The following is an 18397-nucleotide window of genomic DNA, read 5'->3' as shown; positions in this document are numbered from 1 at the left end:
TGTGATGGACAAAGTCATGTCCAACCGTCTCGTTGCTGCGTTGTACGTGCTTCCTGCACTGCTTCTGCTGCTGGTCTTGGTCTATATCCCGATCGTGCTCACCGGGTATTATGGGTTGATGCAATGGGACGGGATCGGTGCAATGACCTTTATTGGATTAGATAATTACGCCAGACTGCTTCAAGACGGGACATTCTGGCAGAGTGCGAACCATACTTTTTTGCTTGCTTTGTTCTCTGCGCTGAGTCTGATCGGTTATCTGATGATCGCTTTGGTGCTGTCAGGCAAGATCAAGGGGGCCAATCTGTTCCGCAAAATATATTTGATCCCGATGCTGCTGTCTTCGGTCGCGATCGCCCAGTTATGGCTGAAGATCTATCATCCCAGCAATGGTGTACTGAACACCTTTCTGGAAGCGATCGGCTTCAGCAATCCGCCAGCCTGGCTGGCGGAGCCATCCCTGGTGCTGTATGCACTGTTCGTACCGATTCTATGGCAGTATGCAGGCTTCTATATTTTGATCTATTATGCGGCCCTCAAAAATATTCCGGAATCTCTGGTGGAAGCGGCCCGGATTGACGGGGCAAGCCCGTGGCAGATCGCTTTTCGAATCAAGCTGCCGCTAATTACTGAAGTCATCAAGGTGACCGTTGTACTAGCTGTGGTGGGCTCGCTCAAGTATTTTGACCTCATCTACGTCATGACCGATGGCGGACCGAATGGCTCCAGCGAAGTGATGGCCTCCTATATGTATCGTCAGGCGTTCCGTAGCTTCGACTTTGGTTACGGCAGTGCTGTAGGATTCTTCCTGCTCTTGATCTGTCTGCTTGTTACCTGGCTGCTTCGTAAAGCGACAGCATCCAAAGATACGATCCAGTATTCCTGACGCTAGTTCGTGTCTGAAAACTCGCTGAAGTGCATCTTTTACCGCCTTTTCGCCCCCTGCTGCGTCACTTTCCCTTGACGTGTTCCTTGCTTGGAACGAAAATTCGGTAAAATCTGCCACCTTCGGAGTTTCCAGACACGCCCTAGTGAAATGAAAGGAGGTCCATCCCGGTGAAGACGGATACGGCTGTTAGATTGCCAACTTACCCGGGGACAAGTCGAGGTTCAGCATGGTTAAGGAGATTCGGATATGTTCTGCTGTATTTCCTCTTGTCCCTGGTAGCTTTGCTGCAAATTTTACCCTTGGTATGGCTGCTGTTGTTCTCGCTTAAAAATAATCAGGAAGTATTCGACATGGCGCCTTTTTCCCTTCCTGCGACTCCGCGTTGGGAAAACTATGTCAAGGTATGGACAGAGGGAAATATCAGCTTGTACTTCTTCAACAGTGTATGGATTACGGTGGTCTCGGTGGTGGTTACCGTGCTGTTTGCCAGTCTGGTGACCTTTGCCATTACACGTATGCGCTGGAAGGGTCGTTCGCTGGTGCTGGGACTATTCATGGTGGGTCTGATGATCCCTGTACACTCCACGTTGATCCCGCTGTTCAGCTTGTTCCTGAAGCTTCATCTCACAGATCATCCTTTGTCAGTCATCTTGTCTTATATTGCTTTTAATATGCCAATTACCATTATGATTCTACTTGGATTCTACTACGCGCTTCCCCGGGAAGTGGAAGAAGCCGCAGTGATGGATGGCTGCTCCGTGCATCGGATTTTCTTTCGGATTGTGCTGCCGATGACGTCTTCGGTCATTTCAACAACGGCGATCATCAACATGATCTATAACTGGAATGAATTCATCTTTGTTAATACGTTCATCAGTACAGATTCGTACAAGACTCTGACTGTTGGGGTACAGAACTTTATCGGTCAATATACAACGGATTGGGGAGCCATTGGTGCAACGCTGATGATTAGCATTATGCCGATCCTGATTGCTTTTCTCATCCTGAGTAACCGAATCGTGGAGGGCATTGCTGCGGGTTCTGTTAAAGGTTAAAAGGCTGAGGGCCTAAGGTCCTTCCATTACTTGCTTAAAAGCGAGTAATGGAAGGACCTTTTTTGTCTTCTACAACCTCTGGCAGGCGTACGCAAGCGGGGCTTTATGAAAGCGGTGAAAATACCTATTTATGGAATTGCAAAAAACTTTCAACTATTTTCGCAAAACTGCTGCATTTTCAAACCACCTGTGCTAACATACCCTAAGAATTAAAGCCCACATGGGAAAGGTGAGAAAATGACAGCAATATCCTCAACCAAAGAGTCTCTTCGTTCTGATGCCAAGGATCTGAATCTGATTCGACTGACATGGCCTATTTTCCTGGAACTCTTCTTATTTATGTTGATGGGGAGCGTGGATACGCTCATGCTCAGCTCGGTGTCCGATAATGCGGTCTCCGGCGTTGGAGCAGCCAATCAGATTATTTCTATCGCTATCCTTGTATTGGAAGTCATTGGACATGGTGCTGCGATTGTAGTCGCACAATATATCGGATCCAAAAAGTTAAGTGAAGCAGCACAAGTTACGGGTAATGCGATCACACTGAATCTTATCGTAGGTCTGGTCCTGAGCGGAATCTTCCTTCTGTTCGGAGGACATTTGTTATCACTCCTGAACATTCAAGGCGAAATTTATGATTTTGCCCGTTCGTATATAAATATCGTTGGTGGCGGGATCTTCCTCCAGGCGCTCATTAATGCGCTGGCTGCGACGATTCGTACACATGGTTACACCAAAGAAACGATGTATGTTGCTGTATTCATGAACGTGATTCACGTTGTTGGTAACTATGCATTGATCTTTGGACACTTCGGCCTGCCGAAGCTTGGGGTGGAAGGGGCAGCGATCTCCACGGTGGGAAGCCGGTTTATCTGCCTGCTGATCTTCTTCTGGTTGTTGTATCGTGTGAGCGAGGTACGGGTGGATTTCGAATACTACATCAAGTTGTCCAAACATTTTATTGGCAAAATTCTGCGGATTGGCATTCCGTCTGCGATGGAATCCATGGTATATCATTCCTGCCAGCTCGTGTTCACGCTGTATGTGACCTATCTGGGCGCAGAAGCTATGGCAACCAAACAGTATGCAGGTAATATCTCCAGCTATATCTACTTGTTCAGCATGGCGATTGGTATGGGGACATCGATCATTGTAGGCCGGCTTGTGGGTGCGCGGCGCAAAGACGATGCGTACAAACGTGTTTTTGACAGTGTAAAATGGGCCCTTCTGGCCACGGTTATCATTGATGTAATCATTATTCTGTTCCGTGTGCCGTTGATGAGCATATTTACGGATAATCCGGAAATTATCAAGCTGGGTGCTCAAGTGATTCTACTCAGTCTTTTGCTCGAAACGGGGCGTACTTGCAATATTGTGATCATTGGTTCACTGCGTGCGGCAGGGGATGCAAAGTTCCCGGTATACATGGGTCTGATTTCCATGGTTTGCATGAGTCTGCCACTGGGATACCTGCTCATATTCAAGCTTCATCTGGGGCTCGCGGGTGTGTGGCTTGCCATTGCGGCGGATGAGTGGACCCGCGCGGTCATTATGTACTTCCGCTGGAAGAGTAGAGCTTGGGAGAAACATGAACTGGTGGAGCATGATGACGAAGAGGTTGGTACACAGCCGGTACCGGCTGTCTGACGAAGAATGTTGTGCAAAGATATAAATGAACCTGTTGTAGATCAATGAAGTGGCTCTAGAGTAGCCACAGGGCAGCAGTTTCCCAGAAGAGTCAATTACGGAAAGGATTCCATCCGTGATTGGCTCTTTTTGCATCTCCGGCAGAGGTAAGCAGAAATAAAGATAGCAAAAATGATCAAAACGGCGGTTACATCATTCACGTATAGTAAGGATATGGAAGGGGGCTTTACCTCAGTTGAGCCGTTATCGTGCAATGATTCAGCAAAGTTTGTTCTATATTGAGACTCATCTGCATGAGCAGATTGGACTGGAAGAAGTGGCATCCGTGGCGTTGTTGTCGCCATATCACTACCATCGAATTTTCCGTAATGAGGTGGGCATGACCGTGGTGGATTATATCCGCAATCGCCGGATGAGTCTGGCGTCCACGACCCTCCGATCGACGGATGCGGGCATTTTGGACATCGCTCTGGCATGTGGTTTTGAGAGTCAGGAAGCCTTCACCCGCGCATTCCGCAAATTATATGGCATGCCACCAGGACGTTTTCGCAAATTGTTTGATCTGAAATTATTCGAAGGAAGAACCAGAGGAGGAGAATTACAGATGAATCAGACGTCAACAATTACAGGTTGGATGTTAACGGGAAGTCACCCGCAAAATTATGAGATGGGCATTGATCCAGCCGAAGTGCATCAGGGGAAAGCTTCAGGATATTTGAAGGCCGTTACGCCGATGGAGCCTAACGAGTTCGCAACAATGATGCAACAGTTCAGAGCGGACAAGTATGTGGGCAAGCGGATGAAGTTATCGGGATTCGTGAAGACCGAGCATGTGGATGCGTTCTGCGGATTATGGATGCGTGTGGATAATAACGTCCATGATGTACTTCAATTTGATAACATGCATGATCGGCCAATTACGGGTACGCAGCCATGGAATCAGTATAGTATTGTGCTTGATGTTCCGGAGGGCAGCGCGGTCATTTCATTCGGGGTTATTTTGAACGGTAAAGGAAAAGTGTGGGTCGACAGCTTCCGCTTCGAGGAGGTTGATCTGAACACACCGCTGACACATATGGAGACAGAGTACGAGATGTCGGACGAGCCGCTCAATCTGTCATTTGAGGAGTAAATCTAGAGGGGGGCCCCAAACGGCTGACTTAAACAGTAACATGAATTAGGAATCTATAGATCAAGGGCTGATCCAATCACGGGTTGGCTCTTTTTGTTACCTTTAGGGTATAAAGAAAGTAGACCCAAGTCCAAGCTGAGAGAATGCAAGCTTTTCATACAAATTGCAAACTCATCCATAGCTAATTAGCAAGGACCTTGCTAACATAGACCCATAAACTAACTCATGACATAGATAAAGAGGATGAATCCCATGAATAAAAAAGTGCTCGTGGTAGATGACGAATCAAGTATCGTCAGTGCCATCGCTTACGCGCTGCGGCGCGAAGGATATGAAGTAGATACTGCGAGTGACGGCGAAGAGGCCTTGGTCAAGGTCGCATCGTTTCACCCACAGGTCATGATTCTGGACGTGATGATGCCCAGGCTTGATGGATACGGGGTATGCCGGAGGCTGGAGGACCGCGAGGATATCGGCATTATTTTGCTGACGGTCAAAAATGATATCGTGGACAAAATCGTTGGCCTGGAAATGGGTGCCGATGATTACATGACCAAACCATTCGAGATCCGCGAACTGCTCGCAAGGGTGAAAGCACTCATGCGCCGTGTCGAGAAAAGCAGTCCACCACCTGACGATTCGAAGAATCAGGCCATTGTGAATGGTACACTGCGTATTCATGTTGCTCACCGCACGGTGACCGTGAATGAGGAGAAGCTGGATCTGACACCAAAAGAGTTCGATCTGCTGACCATTCTCATGTCCAATCCCGAGCGTGTGTACACACGAGACGATCTGCTGGACCGGGTCTGGGGCATGGAATATGCAGGTGGGACACGGACCGTGGACATTCACATCCAACGTTTGCGTAAAAAAATTGGAGATACGGATCAGCAAAAATTGCAGACCGTATACGGGATTGGCTACAAAGCATCTGCACCTGATACAGGCGGGCCCATATGAGAGTCAGCATCAAGCTGAAATTCAGTGTTTTTCTGGCAGCCTTGCTTATCCTAACCGTGGTTGTGCTTAGTTCACTGGTCCTGCGCGGTATTGAACGCAATCAGCAGTCACAGATTGAAGGTATTCTATCACAGCAGACACGGCTGGTGAATCTGAATGTGCGACAGTCCTACTACACCGAGTCCGTTCATCTCGATCAGGACGTTTTTTTACAGCGAAATGGCCGCAGGCTGGCACAGGAACTGGCCAACTCTACCGGATTGCCAATAGCACTTTATAACATGAAAGGTCAGCAGGTGGGAGCATCCTTCGCCTCCGGTGAGAGTGAACTCGTTCAGGAAACGTTAGACTATGCGCTGCAAAATAAAATTGCCTATCATGAACAAGGGGACACCCTGCTCTACGCTGCACCATTGGATGGTCCGGATGGGCAGATGGGTGCGGTGTGGATACAGTATCCGGTCCAGAGTTACCAAGATTTTTATGCCCGTATCCTTCAACTATTCATGTGGGCAGGGATTGCGGTTGTGGCGCTGAGCTTCATTCTGGGGTATCTATTCTACAATCGGTTTGCTGTCGCGATTACCCGGCTGAAAAAGTCTGCAGATTCCATTCGCGAAGGGAACTACATTACGGAGTCTCCTTTAAAGCGCAAGGATGAGTTGGGCGAGCTGGGGCAGGGCATCTATTATATGAGTACATCCATTCAGCAAAATATCACAGCCATGCATGCGGAGCAGCAGAAGCTGCAACTGGCGATTGAGAAACTTCAGGCGCTGGAACAGCAGCAGAAACAATACATCGGTAACATCAGCCATGAGTTCAAGACACCGCTGACATCGATCAAAGCTTATGTGGAGCTGCTCGACATGTATAAGGATGATCCGCAACTGCTTGATGATGCCACGAGTAACATTGGCAAAGAAACGGAGCGGTTGTACGAGATGGTCGAGAAAGTCTTACATTTATCTGCCCTGGAGAAGTATGACTTCGAGAACCAGGCCGAAGATGTAGAGGTCAGCGCTCTGCTGGAGGATGCCTGTGGCCGGATGCGTGGGAAAGCGGAGAAGTTTGCGCTGAACATGGAACTGGATCTTGAACCGGCGGTGATCCGCAGCGACCGGGAGAGTCTTATGCATATTTTCATCAACATGCTGGATAATGCCATCAAATATAACGTTCCGGATGGTGTGATCCGGGTGAAGAGTGAACTGCGGATGCAGGAGCGTCAAGCGATCATTCGCATCTATAACTCGGGTACGCCGATTCCTGCAGAGGCGCAGGAGAAGATTTTTGAACCCTTTTACACCGTGAACAAAGACAGAGCCAGAAAAACCGGCGGAACCGGACTGGGGCTATCTCTCGTGAAGCAGTTTGTTGAAAAACAGGGCGGTACAATCACCCTGCTGCCGGGCGATCCAGAAGATGGGGAAGGTGTGACATTCCAGCTCATGTTCCCTTTGGCAGATTCAAGTTTACAAGTTCGAAACAAGTCTGAATAACTTTGGAAGTATGCGATGTGTATGCTTGGTCTAATGCAAGAGAAACCAGGGGGGACCATCATGAATTGGAAACAAGCAGCTTTGGGCACGTTTGGAGCCATTGCCCTGTTAACGACAGCGGCATGCGGGGGAACAACGGAGCCGGGGGGCAACGCACAAGGTGGGAAAACGGGCACCGACATTACAGTAAAAGATAATACCAACACGTCCGTGTACCAGAGCTTTAAGCTGGAGAAAATCGATAAACTTCCAAATATGCGCGGGATCGCATGGCTTAGTGATGATTGGATTGTATCCGACAAAGAGAACAAGTCCTTGAAACCCGTCACGGTTGAAGGTCAGGAAAGATACCCGCATAACTTATATATGTATGATCTGACGAAAGGCACAGACACGCCGCTCAAGGAAAGTGAAGCCAGCCTGGGTGCACCGCTAGTTTCACCGGATGGTCAGTACTTATTCTATCGGGAGCCGGAGGAAAATACGGGCAAAGGCTACTTCCTGAACCTGCATAATGGGGAGACAACCTCTGCTGGCAAGGAGGATGGATTTATCCAAGAGGGCGCATGGCTGGATAATGAACATGTCGTTTTCCCCAATATGAAGGGTGATCTGATCTCGGCAAGTGTGGACGGTACAACAAAGGTACTGGTGGAGACGGGTAATTTCAATGTGCGGAGTATCGAGGTGTCAGGCAATATGCTCTATTATATTACGGGCGAAGATGGCCAGTTGAATGCATACGATGCGAAGACGGGTGACGTGAAACAGGTGCTGAAAAGTGTGGAGTGGGTCATCCCTTCTAATGATGGAACAAGGCTTGCGATTGTGAAAAGAACAGCGGATACCAAACGGGCGCTGGTGCTCACCGATCTGGAAGGCAATGAGAAGGCCACACTCGCCAGAGGCACGCAAATCTTTGGCACAAGCTGGTCGGGTGATGATACCAAGATTGCATACACCATCAATTCCGAGAATGATAATGAGAAAGGGCTGTTTGTCTCCAACACGGAGTCGGCAGAACAGTTCCAGATCTCGGCGGATATGGACAGCGCTTCTGACCCACTCGCCTGGAGCCCGAAAGGAAATAAAATCCTGTTATCGCAGGCGGTATTGGAGAATGAATCGTATCACTTTGTAACCTCGGTCATTACGATCTCGGAATAGGGTGAATGGTGCAGAAAGATATGTTCCATATCTTTCATCCCTTTCTATACATTTATATTGACTAAGCTATTCCGCTTCCGATAAACTAGAATGCAGGAATAAAAGTCGAATGTCAGGCAGCAGTTCGAGACGATGTTTCGGGCGGCTGTTTATTTTCTTTTTAACAGTAAGGGTGCAACGTAGTCGTCTTGCCGGATGATCCGGCTAATAACAACATGGAATAGGAACAGGTGATATACATGTGTAACAGCGCGTACCGCGTGCTTTTATATTATAAGTTCGTGAAGATTGAAGACCCTGAGACATTTACACAAGAGCATCTGCAATACTGTAAGGACCTTGGTGTGAAAGGCCGTATTCTGATCGCATCCGAAGGCATTAACGGTACGGTATCCGGAACGCCAGAACAGACGGAACAGTACATGAAAGATATGCTGGCTAATCCGCTGTTCAGCGACATGGTGTTCAAGATTGATGATGTGGAAGAGCATGCGTTCAAAAAGATCTTTGTTCGTCACAAAGCAGAGTTGGTTACGTTCCGCGTGGACGATGACCTTGATCCAAATGTGATTAGCGGCAAACGCCTCTCACCGAAAGAGTTCCATGAACATCTGCAACGTGATGATGTCATCGTTATCGATGGTCGCAATGATTATGAATACGAAATTGGTCACTTCCGCGGGGCCATTCGTCCAGATGTCGAGTCGTTCCGTGAGTTTCCGGAGTGGATTCGGGAGAACCTGGGTGACATGAAGGACAAAACAATTATTACTTATTGCACTGGCGGCATTCGCTGCGAGAAGCTGACTGGGTTCATGATCAATGAAGGATTCCAGGACGTGGCTCAATTGGACGGCGGTATTGTCACGTACGGTAAAGATCCGGAAGTACAAGGCCATCTGTTCGATGGCAAGTGTTACGTATTTGACGAGCGAATCTCTGTACCGATTAACCGGACAGACGAGGATATTGTCATTGCCAGCTGTTATCACTGTGGAACGACACATGACCGATATATTAATTGTCCAACCTGCAACCTGCAGCATGTAAGCTGTGAGGATTGCGAAGAGACGCATAACCGCTTTTGCTCGGATGCCTGCCGGGAGGCAGCACCGGTACACGCATAAGCAGGAGAGCAGGTGCTGATCGTGAAGCGCGAAGAGGAACGAACGACGCGTGAACGGATTTTGTTCATGCTGAAGCAGCAAGGCACATTGACCGCGAGGGAAATGACAGCTGATCTGGGCCTGACCGGCATGGCCATTCGCCGTCATCTGACGGCACTGGAGCAGGACGGATGGATTGAGGTTAGGGAGGCCCGGGCTACGGCCGGACGCCCGTCCTCGGTGTACCAATTGACGGTACGCGGGGACAGCTTTTTTCCAAAATCATATTCCTCCCTTACGCTGGAACTGCTTGAAGAATTGTCTGATTCAGCCGGGAGCGGTGTGGTAGATGCATTGTTCGAGAGTCGCCGGGACAAACTGCTTCGCAGCGGATTGCCACAGATGGAGGGCCAGGATCTGGCCGGACGGGTGGAGGAACTCGCGCGAATCCAGAATACCAACGGATATATGGCGGATGCGTCCAGAGAAGACGATGGAACCTACGTCATTACGGAAATGAACTGCCCGATTGTGCAAGTCGCGAGTGTCTACAAGCAGGCTTGCCGCTGTGAGTTGGAACTGTTTCGCTCGCTACTTCAAGCTGAGGTAGAGCGTACCGAATGTTACGCCGATGGCGGCAAAAGGTGCAAGTATGAGATTCGCGAAGCGTCGGGGAATTAACTGGTTTATACAAAGAGATTGTTTCGATTCGTCGAAATAGTCTCTTTTTCTGGTAATGAATTACGTATAAACGCTATTTACGTATGGCGATGCGTGTTATAATGGAGCTAACATCCAGTGCATGTTCGCATCCTTATATCTGCTGATACTTCAGCAGATATATCCTGTCCATTTTGCGCGTAGGAGTGAATAATAATGACAGAGTTGCTTGATCCCAAGAACGATTATGTGTTCAAACGAATCTTTGGAAGTGAAGAGAATAAGGATGTTCTTTTGTCTTTTCTGAATCATACCTTCAAAAATGCAGGTGAATCTTTACTGACCGAGATTGTGTTAATCAACCCTTATCTGGACAAGGATACACCGAGAGATAAACAGTCCATACTGGACATACGGGCCAAAACAGATCAAGGTGAGCTAATTAATGTTGAAATGCAGTTGTTTAATCAGTATGATTTAGAGAAGAGGACTTTGTTCTATTGGGGTAAACAATATTCCGGACAATTACTTGAAGGACAGAGATATAGTCAACTCAAAAAATGCGTAGCGATCAACATTGTTAATTTCAAAATGCTCGCTAATGATCAGTACCACAACGTATTTCATTTAAGAGAAGACCAAACTGATATTCCGTTAACGGATGTTATAGAGATTCATTTTATGGAAATACCAAAGCTCAATGATGAAAATATTCAAATAAAGGATGGATTGGTACGTTGGCTGTTATTTCTGAAAGGAATGACTAAATCAAGCTGGGAGGCGTTAATGATGCACGAACCCGAACCGGCTTTGAAAAAAGCCATGAGTGTATTGGAGTTTCTGAGCCAGGATGAGCAAGCACGTCAACGATATATCGACCGTCAGAAATTTCTATGGGACGAAGCTTCCATGATTGAGGGCGCACGAGAAGAGGGTCTCAAGAAAGGCATGGAGGAAGGAATTCAAAAAGGAATCGAAGAAGGGATCAAAGAAGGAATCAAAGAAGGGATCAAAGAAGGTGAAGCTGAGAGCAAGCGAAAAATCGCAATGAATATGCTCACTTTAGGTCTTGATCAGGCTACAATTATTAAGGCTACCGGACTAACTTCATCTGAATTAGAGGAACTGCAAAAAGAAAAGGAATAAGCACTCTGGAGCTATCCTTTGATTGATATAAGGCGACCATACCCAAAGTACATTGGGAGGGATGCCTCTTTTTTTTGAAAATTTTAAATATGAAAAATCTCATGATGAAGCACAATACTTGTCTGGAGCGGAGAAAGCTGCCGTGATTGCCCAGTTATCAATTACCCATGAAGCAGCAACTATGTCACGGTAATCCCAACCCGGGTAACATACTCCTTCGAGAGCATGATACCTTTATTCCAGCATTCGCATCTTTATGGAGGAGTATGAGAAGTTGTCCGGTATTGGCTATGCAGATATCGAACCTTGGATTGCGCCTGTTGTAGCACGAAAATTGATCGCGGATGCCATATCGGAAGCGGAGAAAACAATACTTGTGGACGAGATTAGAAGAAGACTTCATACTCCACTTTCATGAGTAGGACCTTATTTTGTTTTACCCATGGCGACCATCTACAGAACAATGTGGGTGGTTTTTATGTTTTATGTAATGTTTTCTATCACAACCATACGATGAAAGTAAATTGGAAGCGGTTCAACCATTGACGGATATCGGGACGCCCCTTAATATTAGAGGAACAATAAAACACCAACACGGGTCATGGACTTCAGTCGCATGAGAAAAGTCTATATTTGTCTGCTTTTGTCGATCAAAGCAACAATGCGTTGAAGCGTTTGTTTTGTCCCGCCCTATCGTGCCAATGAAGTCTCGATAAGGGTGACTATATTTTATAAGATGGAGAGGGGTTCTCACACATGAAAAAGAAATTTTGGATGTCACTGATGATGGTTGCTTCAATGATCGTTGCAGCAGGTTGCGGAAATAACAGCGGTACAGGCTCGGAATCCGAAGGATCAGGGACTACAACAGGTGGAGGCAGCGAGGAAAAATCATACCAGATTGCCATCTCGCAGATTGTTGAACATCCATCCCTGGATGCTACACGTGAAGGTTTCATCGCGGCCCTGAAGGATGCGGGTATTGAAGAGAACAAGAACCTCAAAATCGATTACAATAATGCGCAAGGTGATTCGACGAACAACCTGTCCATTGCACAGAAAATCTCGGGTGATTCCAAAAATGATCTCGTACTCGGAATAGCAACACCATCTGCGCTGGCTCTGGCTCAACAAGTGAAGGACAAGCCATTGTTGTTCGCAGCAGTAACAGACCCACTGGGTGCCAAACTGGTGACCGATATGGACAAGCCGGGCGGTAATGTTACAGGTGCATCGGATACGAATCCGGAGGCTATCGTACAATTGGCTGACTTTATCGCCAAAAATCTGCCGGATGTGAAAACGGTAGGCTTGGTCATTAACGAAGGCGAACCAAATGCGGTGGTTATGGCAGATAACGCTGAAAAAGCGCTGGCAACACATAATATCAAGCTGGTGAAAGCACCAGTTACGAATACATCTGAAGTAAAACAGGCAACGGACTCTCTGGTTGGCAAAGTAGATGCCTTCTACATTACACTTGATAATTCTGTCGTGAGTGCGGTTGATACGATCATCCAAACGGCAAACAGTAATAAAATTCCGTTCTTCTCCAGTGATCGGGATACCGTTGAAAAAGGAGCTTTCGCAACCGTTGGCTTCAAATATTATGACCATGGATATCAGGTGGGTGAGATGGCTGCGGACATTCTGAAAAATGGTACAAAACCTGGTGATATGAAAGTCACCGTTCCGGACAAACTGGATCTGATCCTGAACCTGAAAGCGGCTGAAGCCCAAGGTATCACGGTTACGGATGAGATGAAAGCGGAAGTTAAAGACCAGGAAAACAACATTATTCAATAATCTGACTGGAGTGTAATCCGGCAGTATGGATGCGAGGCGGACGTGCAACGGGTTCGCCTCATTCTTTTCGATAGACAGGGAGGAAGTAGTGTGAGTATAAGCTGGAATTCAATTGAAGGGGCGATCGAGCTGGGGCTTTTATATGCACTGATGGCACTTGGTGTATATATTACGTTCCGCGTACTCGATTTTCCTGACCTTACCGTAGACGGAAGTTTTACAACAGGAGGCGCAATCGCGGCGGTTATGATCTCCAATGACTTCTCTCCTTGGCTCGCCTGTTTGGCGGCAATGGCTGGCGGCATGGTGGCTGGGGCTTGTACAGGTCTGCTTCATACCAAAGGAAAAATCAACGGATTATTATCCGGGATTTTGATGATGATCGCGCTCTACTCCATTAATATGCGTATCCTTGGTGCACCGAATAAATCCATTATGGGTATGGATAATCCATTCTCAGGTGAGCATGTCATGGTGCTAATTATCATCGTTGTGCTGGTGTTTAAAATCATGCTCGATCTGTTCATGAAAACAGATGTTGGACTGGCCCTTCGTGCGACAGGTGATAACAAACGCATGATTCGCAGCTTTGGTGCAAACACGGATGTGACTACGATTGTAGGAGTCAGCTTATCCAATGGGTTGGTTGCCCTGTCTGGTGCATTCATTGCACAGCAATCAGGCTTTGCGGACATTACGATGGGCATTGGCATGATCGTTATCGGACTGGCTTCCGTGATTATCGGTGAAGCTATTCTTGGAGCAAGAACGGTATTCTGGGCTACACTTGCAGCGATCGTTGGTTCAATCATTTATCGGATTGTGGTCGCGCTTGCCCTTCAAGTGGAATGGTTTGATACATCTGATCTGAAGTTGATCACCGCTGTAATTGTCATTATTGCATTGGTATTCCCTACTATGCAGCGCTCCATGAAGCAGCGTAGTCTAGCTCGCAAACGAACGGAAGAGTTGATGCGATCCGGTGGTCAACAGGCGAAGGGAGGTATGTGATCATGCTGGAGATTACGCAAGTAACCAAGCTGTTCAATCCAGGCACAACGGACGAGAAGACCGCGCTGGTTGGTGTGAATCTGACGATGAATCCGGGAGACTTTGTGACGGTGATTGGCAGTAACGGAGCGGGTAAATCCACGCTGATGAACATCATTTCGGGTGTGATGAAGCCGGATATGGGTGATGTGCTGATCAATGACCGCTCCATTAAAAACCTGCCGGAGCATAAACGCAGTAGCTGGATTGGTCGGGTGTTTCAGGACCCAATGGCAGGAACAGCACCACATATGTCCATTGAAGAAAATATGGCGATGGCATATAAACGTGGCAAAGGACGCGGACTGGGCTTCGGAGTTACCCGTGCCAGACGGGAGATTTTCAACACCCAACTGGAGAAGCTGGGAATTGGACTGGAGAAGCGTCCGAATGCAAAAGTGGGTCTCTTGTCTGGCGGGGAGCGGCAGGCACTCAGCCTGTTAATGGCTACGTTTACCCAGCCACAAATTCTGCTATTGGATGAACATACGGCGGCCCTTGACCCTTCACGTGCTGAACTGATCACGGAACTAACGGAGACACTTGTGCGAGAGATGAGATTGACTACTTTGATGGTAACGCACAATATGGAGCAGGCCATTCGTCTGGGTAACCGTCTGATCATGATGGACAAAGGCCGAATTATTCTGGATGTCAGCGAAGAGCGGAAGCGTACGTTGACTGTACCTGAATTGCTTGGTGAATTCGAACGGATTAGCGGCAAAAAAATGGCAGATGATCGTGTCGTGCTGGGGTAAGGCAAGGGAACACTTGTTGGAAGAACAGATATACTTACCGTAATCCACAATCTAAGCCATCTATAAATTAGACCATAAAAACCTTTTGCGTTCTCGCAAAGGGTTTTTATGGTATGTTGAACACGTTGAAGAAAGTGGAATGAATCTATACGATTTCGGATTAGCGAATTATACATAATAGGAGGAACCAGGCATGTCTTTGCAATTGGATGAAGGAACATATACGGTCACGCGGCGTACAGAGTCCATTCGCCTGCTCGCCAAGGAATTTGCACTACTGCATTTTCTGTATGAAAACAAGGAAAAAGCCTTCACTCGCAGCCAATTGCTGGATCGGGTATGGCCGCTTGAATATCCGGTTGAACGCACCGTGGACGATCATATCTATCGCCTGCGCAAGAAACTGAAGCACTGGAACGAGATCAGTCTGGATACGGTAAGGGGATACGGTTATCGGCTTGCTGTGCAAGAGAACAAGTCCGTTCTACCTCCTAGCCCTTCTGTTCAGGACCCAGAAATGCAGGATGCCATTCATAATTTACTTCGTAAATATCACGTGTTTGGGCAGGGAAACGCCATACAGACCCTGGTTCAACAGCAGGAAGCACTCGGCATTCAGATTGCCCCTTATTATCAGTTGTATATCCGTTTTATACAGGGAGATCTGGAATGGTTGATTACAACAAAGGAAATTCCCTTTGAGGAGCGACTATATTGGCTACTGATTTTCGTGCACCCCCTGATCGAGCCAGCGGATAGTATTCAGTTGTATGAACAAGCGCTGAATTCATCGGCATTATCTGTCGATCAGCTTCGCGAACTCCGCATTCTGAACATCATCGAAGTCTATGTAGAGGTGGGCCAATATCAACGTGCCAAAGAGCAACTGGAAGAAACATATCGTGTAATAGAGACAGACGAACTCAAGAATTTCAGACTGCCTGTAGCACTTGCAGCGTTATATGTGGAACTGTGGGGTGGCAGCGGTGAAGCTGTTGAGGCCCAGATGGCAGTCCTGCGGTCAGGATTGAAGGATGCACCCTATCTGCGAGAGATCGGACGTTTTCAGGTGATGGAGGGGTTATGGTTGCTTCGGCAAGGACGAGTTCGTGAAGCGGAACTTAGAATGGATGATGGCCTAGACGTATTGAAGATGTCGCTGAACGCACCGCTATATCTGAATGCTGCATATCAGATTCTCCTATTCCTGGGTCATCATCGAATTGAAGGCAGACTTCGCAGTAAGTATCGTCAAGTGTATGCAGAGATCGGCAAAAGTTACGGTGTACCCGCATATGGACCACAAATTGTAGATGAAATACGTAACTTTTTATCTCCTACCTCCCCATCCTCTGATCTTCCTCTGATATAACTCCTTTATGATTACAGCCAAGGAACATACAGACCACAATTGGCTGTAATCAAGGGAGGAAGTACATGTATGACCGTCATTTCTAATGAATCCACATCCAATGAGTCCACCGAATTAACCGCCTTATCTGCGGAATCTTCCAAAAGCTTATGGACTAATCTCCGGTTTGTCCGCATGTTTATCGCATACTCGTTGGCTACGTTTGGAGATTGGTTCGATGCACTCGCCATCCAGGTGATGGTGGCCTACCGCTGGGGCGCCGATCCACTGATCATTGCGCTGATTCCTGTATGTATGGCTGTCCCAGGCATACTGCTGGGCTCCTTTGCAGGCGCCCTGGCTGATCGACTGCACAAAGTAAAGATCATGATCTTGTGTGATGTGATCACCGTGGGATTAACCGTTGCTATTTTATTCGCACCAAGCCCGATATGGTTGCTTCCACTGCTTGTCCTGCGGGCCATGATGGGAGTTTTTCACGTTCCAGCTCAGCAGGCGTTAACCCGCCAGGTGGTGGCAGAGGAGCATCTGTTTCAGGCATCGTCTCTTAACGGCTTTGTGAGCCAGTGTTCGAAAGTGGCGGGACCACTTCTGGGTGCAGTCATTTTGGCCTTCTTTTCACCACAAATCTGTATTGTCATTAATGCCTGTACCCGCCTGTTGTCAGGCGCAGTATTATGGCCCTTGCGGCGTTTGGTGGAGAAGTCGGAGTCCGTTGAATCAGACGGAAGTGCTGCTAGTGAAAAGGATGGAACTGAATCCTTGTTCTCCCAGTGGAAGCAAGGTTGGCTTTTTATTCAGAGCAGTCGCACCGTGCTGAGCACGATTCTGTTCGGCTGTTTTGGACTCATGGCCATTCTCATGATTGATTATCAGTTTACGACCCTGTTTCGGGAGATCAAGCCGGGTAATGAATCACTGCTCGGCTGGTTGGGGTCTTCGGCAGGAGCCGGGGCAGTTGTTATCATTTTGTTGTTAAATCGCTTGCCGAGAATTGGGTATGGGTGGGGGCTGGGTGGAGGATATCTGTTCGTGGGTGCCGGAATTGCTGCGCTGGGGTGGATCGGCCCACAAACACCTGAAATTTGGGTCATTATCTGGGGCCTCTGCATTGGGCTGGGTAATGGACTCTTTATGGTAACTCTGAATTATTTGCTGCAAAAGGAGACCCCTCCTGCCTATGTAGGGCGCGTCTTTGGCATTCAAAATTCACTGTCCAGTGTTGTACTGGTTGTAGCTCCACTTGCAGGTGGAGCGCTCATTCGAGTTGCAGGGCCGAGCCCCACCTTTCAATATATCGGTCTCGCTACGCTGGTGATTGGTCTTGCAGGTATACTACTGCAACGCATCTTGTGGGAGGGGAATCAGCCTCTCGTGTCTGAAGCAAAAGAGACTATTCCGCAGTAATCGGTCTGACAGCTTTGACCCGATTCCTAACATCATTGTATCCACAGTCAGACAACTAGCCATATTGAAACTTGGGACTCTCTTAATAGCTAGCTGTTCCTACCATAAAAGAGTGAGGAGATAATCATGGTTTTACCAAAGCCGAGAGAAGCGAACTTACATGTAAATAAGATACGACAAGCATGGGGCATCGTGGAGCAACTCATACTCTAACACTGATTCAATTGCTCAACCAATACCTCCAAAAAAATACTCATGGATGCAATATACTCCCAACATGAGTAATTCTTTTGGTACAATGTATGAAGAACTATGGAACTTCGATGGTAAGACCAATGTGAAAATAACTGATGAGACATATTTTCTAGACGTTTATATCGCGAAAAAAGGAAATGCAGGATTGCCTGATGGGCTCTATGTAATAATGGAAACTGATACAGTTCCGAATTAAAACCAATCTATTGATACCAAGGAGGAATGATTATATGAATAAACGGGCAGCTGGTATTACCCTCCTTGTCATCTCTGCCATATTGTTTATTTCGAGAAATAGTACACATTTTATTGTTGCGGCAATTATGGGCCGCAAAGATAATGTTTTAGGTGAGGGTATGTTTGAGTACGCTTTGTCAGTTACTAGATCCTTTTCTTTTGTCCCAGAAATAATTGCACTATGTCTAGGAATTATTTATCTAGTATGGGCTGAAATGGACAAAAAGAAAGAAGTGCATTGAATA

At 47.3% G+C, this 18397-nt stretch carries 18 protein-coding genes; all 18 read left to right on the top strand.

Annotated elements, in window-relative coordinates; all coding sequences use genetic code 11:
• Window positions 1-4: 4 nt before the first annotated feature.
• The 18 genes from NST33_RS29610 to NST33_RS29525 all read left to right on the top strand — a co-directional run bounded on the left by NST33_RS29610 (window position 5) and on the right by NST33_RS29525 (window position 18394).
• The gene (locus NST33_RS29610; RefSeq protein ID WP_036606643.1) at window positions 5-886 is read left to right on the top strand and encodes a sugar ABC transporter permease; all 882 of its coding nucleotides are present in this window, start codon (window positions 5-7) and stop codon (window positions 884-886) included.
• A 194-nt stretch (window positions 887-1080) separates the two neighbouring features.
• Complete coding sequence (locus NST33_RS29605) at window positions 1081-1944, top strand: carbohydrate ABC transporter permease (protein WP_211084711.1); 864 nt, start codon at window positions 1081-1083, stop codon at window positions 1942-1944.
• Window positions 1945-2181: 237 nt separating this feature from the next.
• Window positions 2182-3591 (top strand): MATE family efflux transporter, encoded by a 1410-nt coding sequence (locus NST33_RS29600; protein WP_221819799.1) that lies wholly within the window; start codon window positions 2182-2184, stop codon window positions 3589-3591.
• A 235-nt stretch (window positions 3592-3826) separates the two neighbouring features.
• On the top strand, window positions 3827-4723 hold the full coding sequence (locus NST33_RS29595; RefSeq protein WP_260632659.1) for an AraC family transcriptional regulator: 897 nt from the start codon (window positions 3827-3829) through the stop codon (window positions 4721-4723).
• Window positions 4724-4975: 252 nt separating this feature from the next.
• Window positions 4976-5686, top strand: a complete 711-nt coding sequence (locus NST33_RS29590) for a response regulator transcription factor (protein ID WP_339306098.1) — start codon at window positions 4976-4978, stop codon at window positions 5684-5686.
• Window positions 5683-7188: a HAMP domain-containing sensor histidine kinase gene (locus NST33_RS29585; protein WP_339306096.1), complete on the top strand. Its 1506-nt coding sequence runs from the start codon at window positions 5683-5685 to the stop codon at window positions 7186-7188. Before NST33_RS29590 ends, NST33_RS29585 begins: the two co-directional genes overlap by 4 nt.
• Before the next feature lie 60 nt (window positions 7189-7248).
• Window positions 7249-8355, top strand: a complete 1107-nt coding sequence (locus NST33_RS29580) for a hypothetical protein (protein WP_221819789.1) — start codon at window positions 7249-7251, stop codon at window positions 8353-8355.
• A 239-nt stretch (window positions 8356-8594) separates the two neighbouring features.
• A complete protein-coding gene (locus NST33_RS29575) occupies window positions 8595-9482 on the top strand; it encodes a rhodanese-related sulfurtransferase (RefSeq protein WP_221819787.1) in 888 nt (295 codons plus the stop codon).
• 12 nt (window positions 9483-9494) lie between these two features.
• Window positions 9495-10142 (top strand): winged helix-turn-helix transcriptional regulator, encoded by a 648-nt coding sequence (locus NST33_RS29570; protein WP_221819786.1) that lies wholly within the window; start codon window positions 9495-9497, stop codon window positions 10140-10142.
• A 195-nt stretch (window positions 10143-10337) separates the two neighbouring features.
• Window positions 10338-11267: an Rpn family recombination-promoting nuclease/putative transposase gene (locus NST33_RS29565; protein ID WP_339306093.1), complete on the top strand. Its 930-nt coding sequence runs from the start codon at window positions 10338-10340 to the stop codon at window positions 11265-11267.
• A gap of 256 nt (window positions 11268-11523) precedes the next feature.
• A complete protein-coding gene (locus tag NST33_RS29560) occupies window positions 11524-11685 on the top strand; it encodes a hypothetical protein (RefSeq protein ID WP_221819780.1) in 162 nt (53 codons plus the stop codon).
• Between the two features lie 338 nt (window positions 11686-12023).
• Entirely contained in the window at window positions 12024-13073 is a 1050-nt protein-coding gene (locus tag NST33_RS29555) for an ABC transporter substrate-binding protein (RefSeq protein WP_221819778.1), read from the top strand.
• Window positions 13074-13163: 90 nt separating this feature from the next.
• A complete protein-coding gene (locus tag NST33_RS29550; protein WP_221819777.1) occupies window positions 13164-14084 on the top strand; it encodes an ABC transporter permease in 921 nt (306 codons plus the stop codon).
• A 2-nt stretch (window positions 14085-14086) separates the two neighbouring features.
• Entirely contained in the window at window positions 14087-14881 is a 795-nt protein-coding gene (locus tag NST33_RS29545) for an ATP-binding cassette domain-containing protein (RefSeq protein ID WP_036606660.1), read from the top strand.
• Between the two features lie 193 nt (window positions 14882-15074).
• The gene (locus tag NST33_RS29540) at window positions 15075-16253 is read left to right on the top strand and encodes a winged helix-turn-helix domain-containing protein (RefSeq protein WP_221819770.1); all 1179 of its coding nucleotides are present in this window, start codon (window positions 15075-15077) and stop codon (window positions 16251-16253) included.
• Window positions 16254-16322: 69 nt separating this feature from the next.
• The gene (locus NST33_RS29535) at window positions 16323-17660 is read left to right on the top strand and encodes an MFS transporter (RefSeq protein WP_339306091.1); all 1338 of its coding nucleotides are present in this window, start codon (window positions 16323-16325) and stop codon (window positions 17658-17660) included.
• 277 nt (window positions 17661-17937) lie between these two features.
• Window positions 17938-18111 carry a hypothetical protein gene (locus NST33_RS29530; RefSeq protein ID WP_339306090.1) on the top strand — a complete coding sequence of 58 codons (174 nt, stop codon included), beginning with the start codon at window positions 17938-17940 and terminating at the stop codon, window positions 18109-18111.
• A 34-nt stretch (window positions 18112-18145) separates the two neighbouring features.
• Complete coding sequence (locus tag NST33_RS29525) at window positions 18146-18394, top strand: hypothetical protein (RefSeq protein ID WP_221819765.1); 249 nt, start codon at window positions 18146-18148, stop codon at window positions 18392-18394.
• Window positions 18395-18397 lie beyond the last annotated feature (3 nt).

Source organism: Paenibacillus sp. FSL L8-0435 (genome assembly GCF_037965655.1).
Classification (GTDB): Bacteria; Bacillota; Bacilli; order Paenibacillales; family Paenibacillaceae; genus Paenibacillus.
This window is presented reverse-complemented; position numbering and strand designations above follow the sequence as displayed.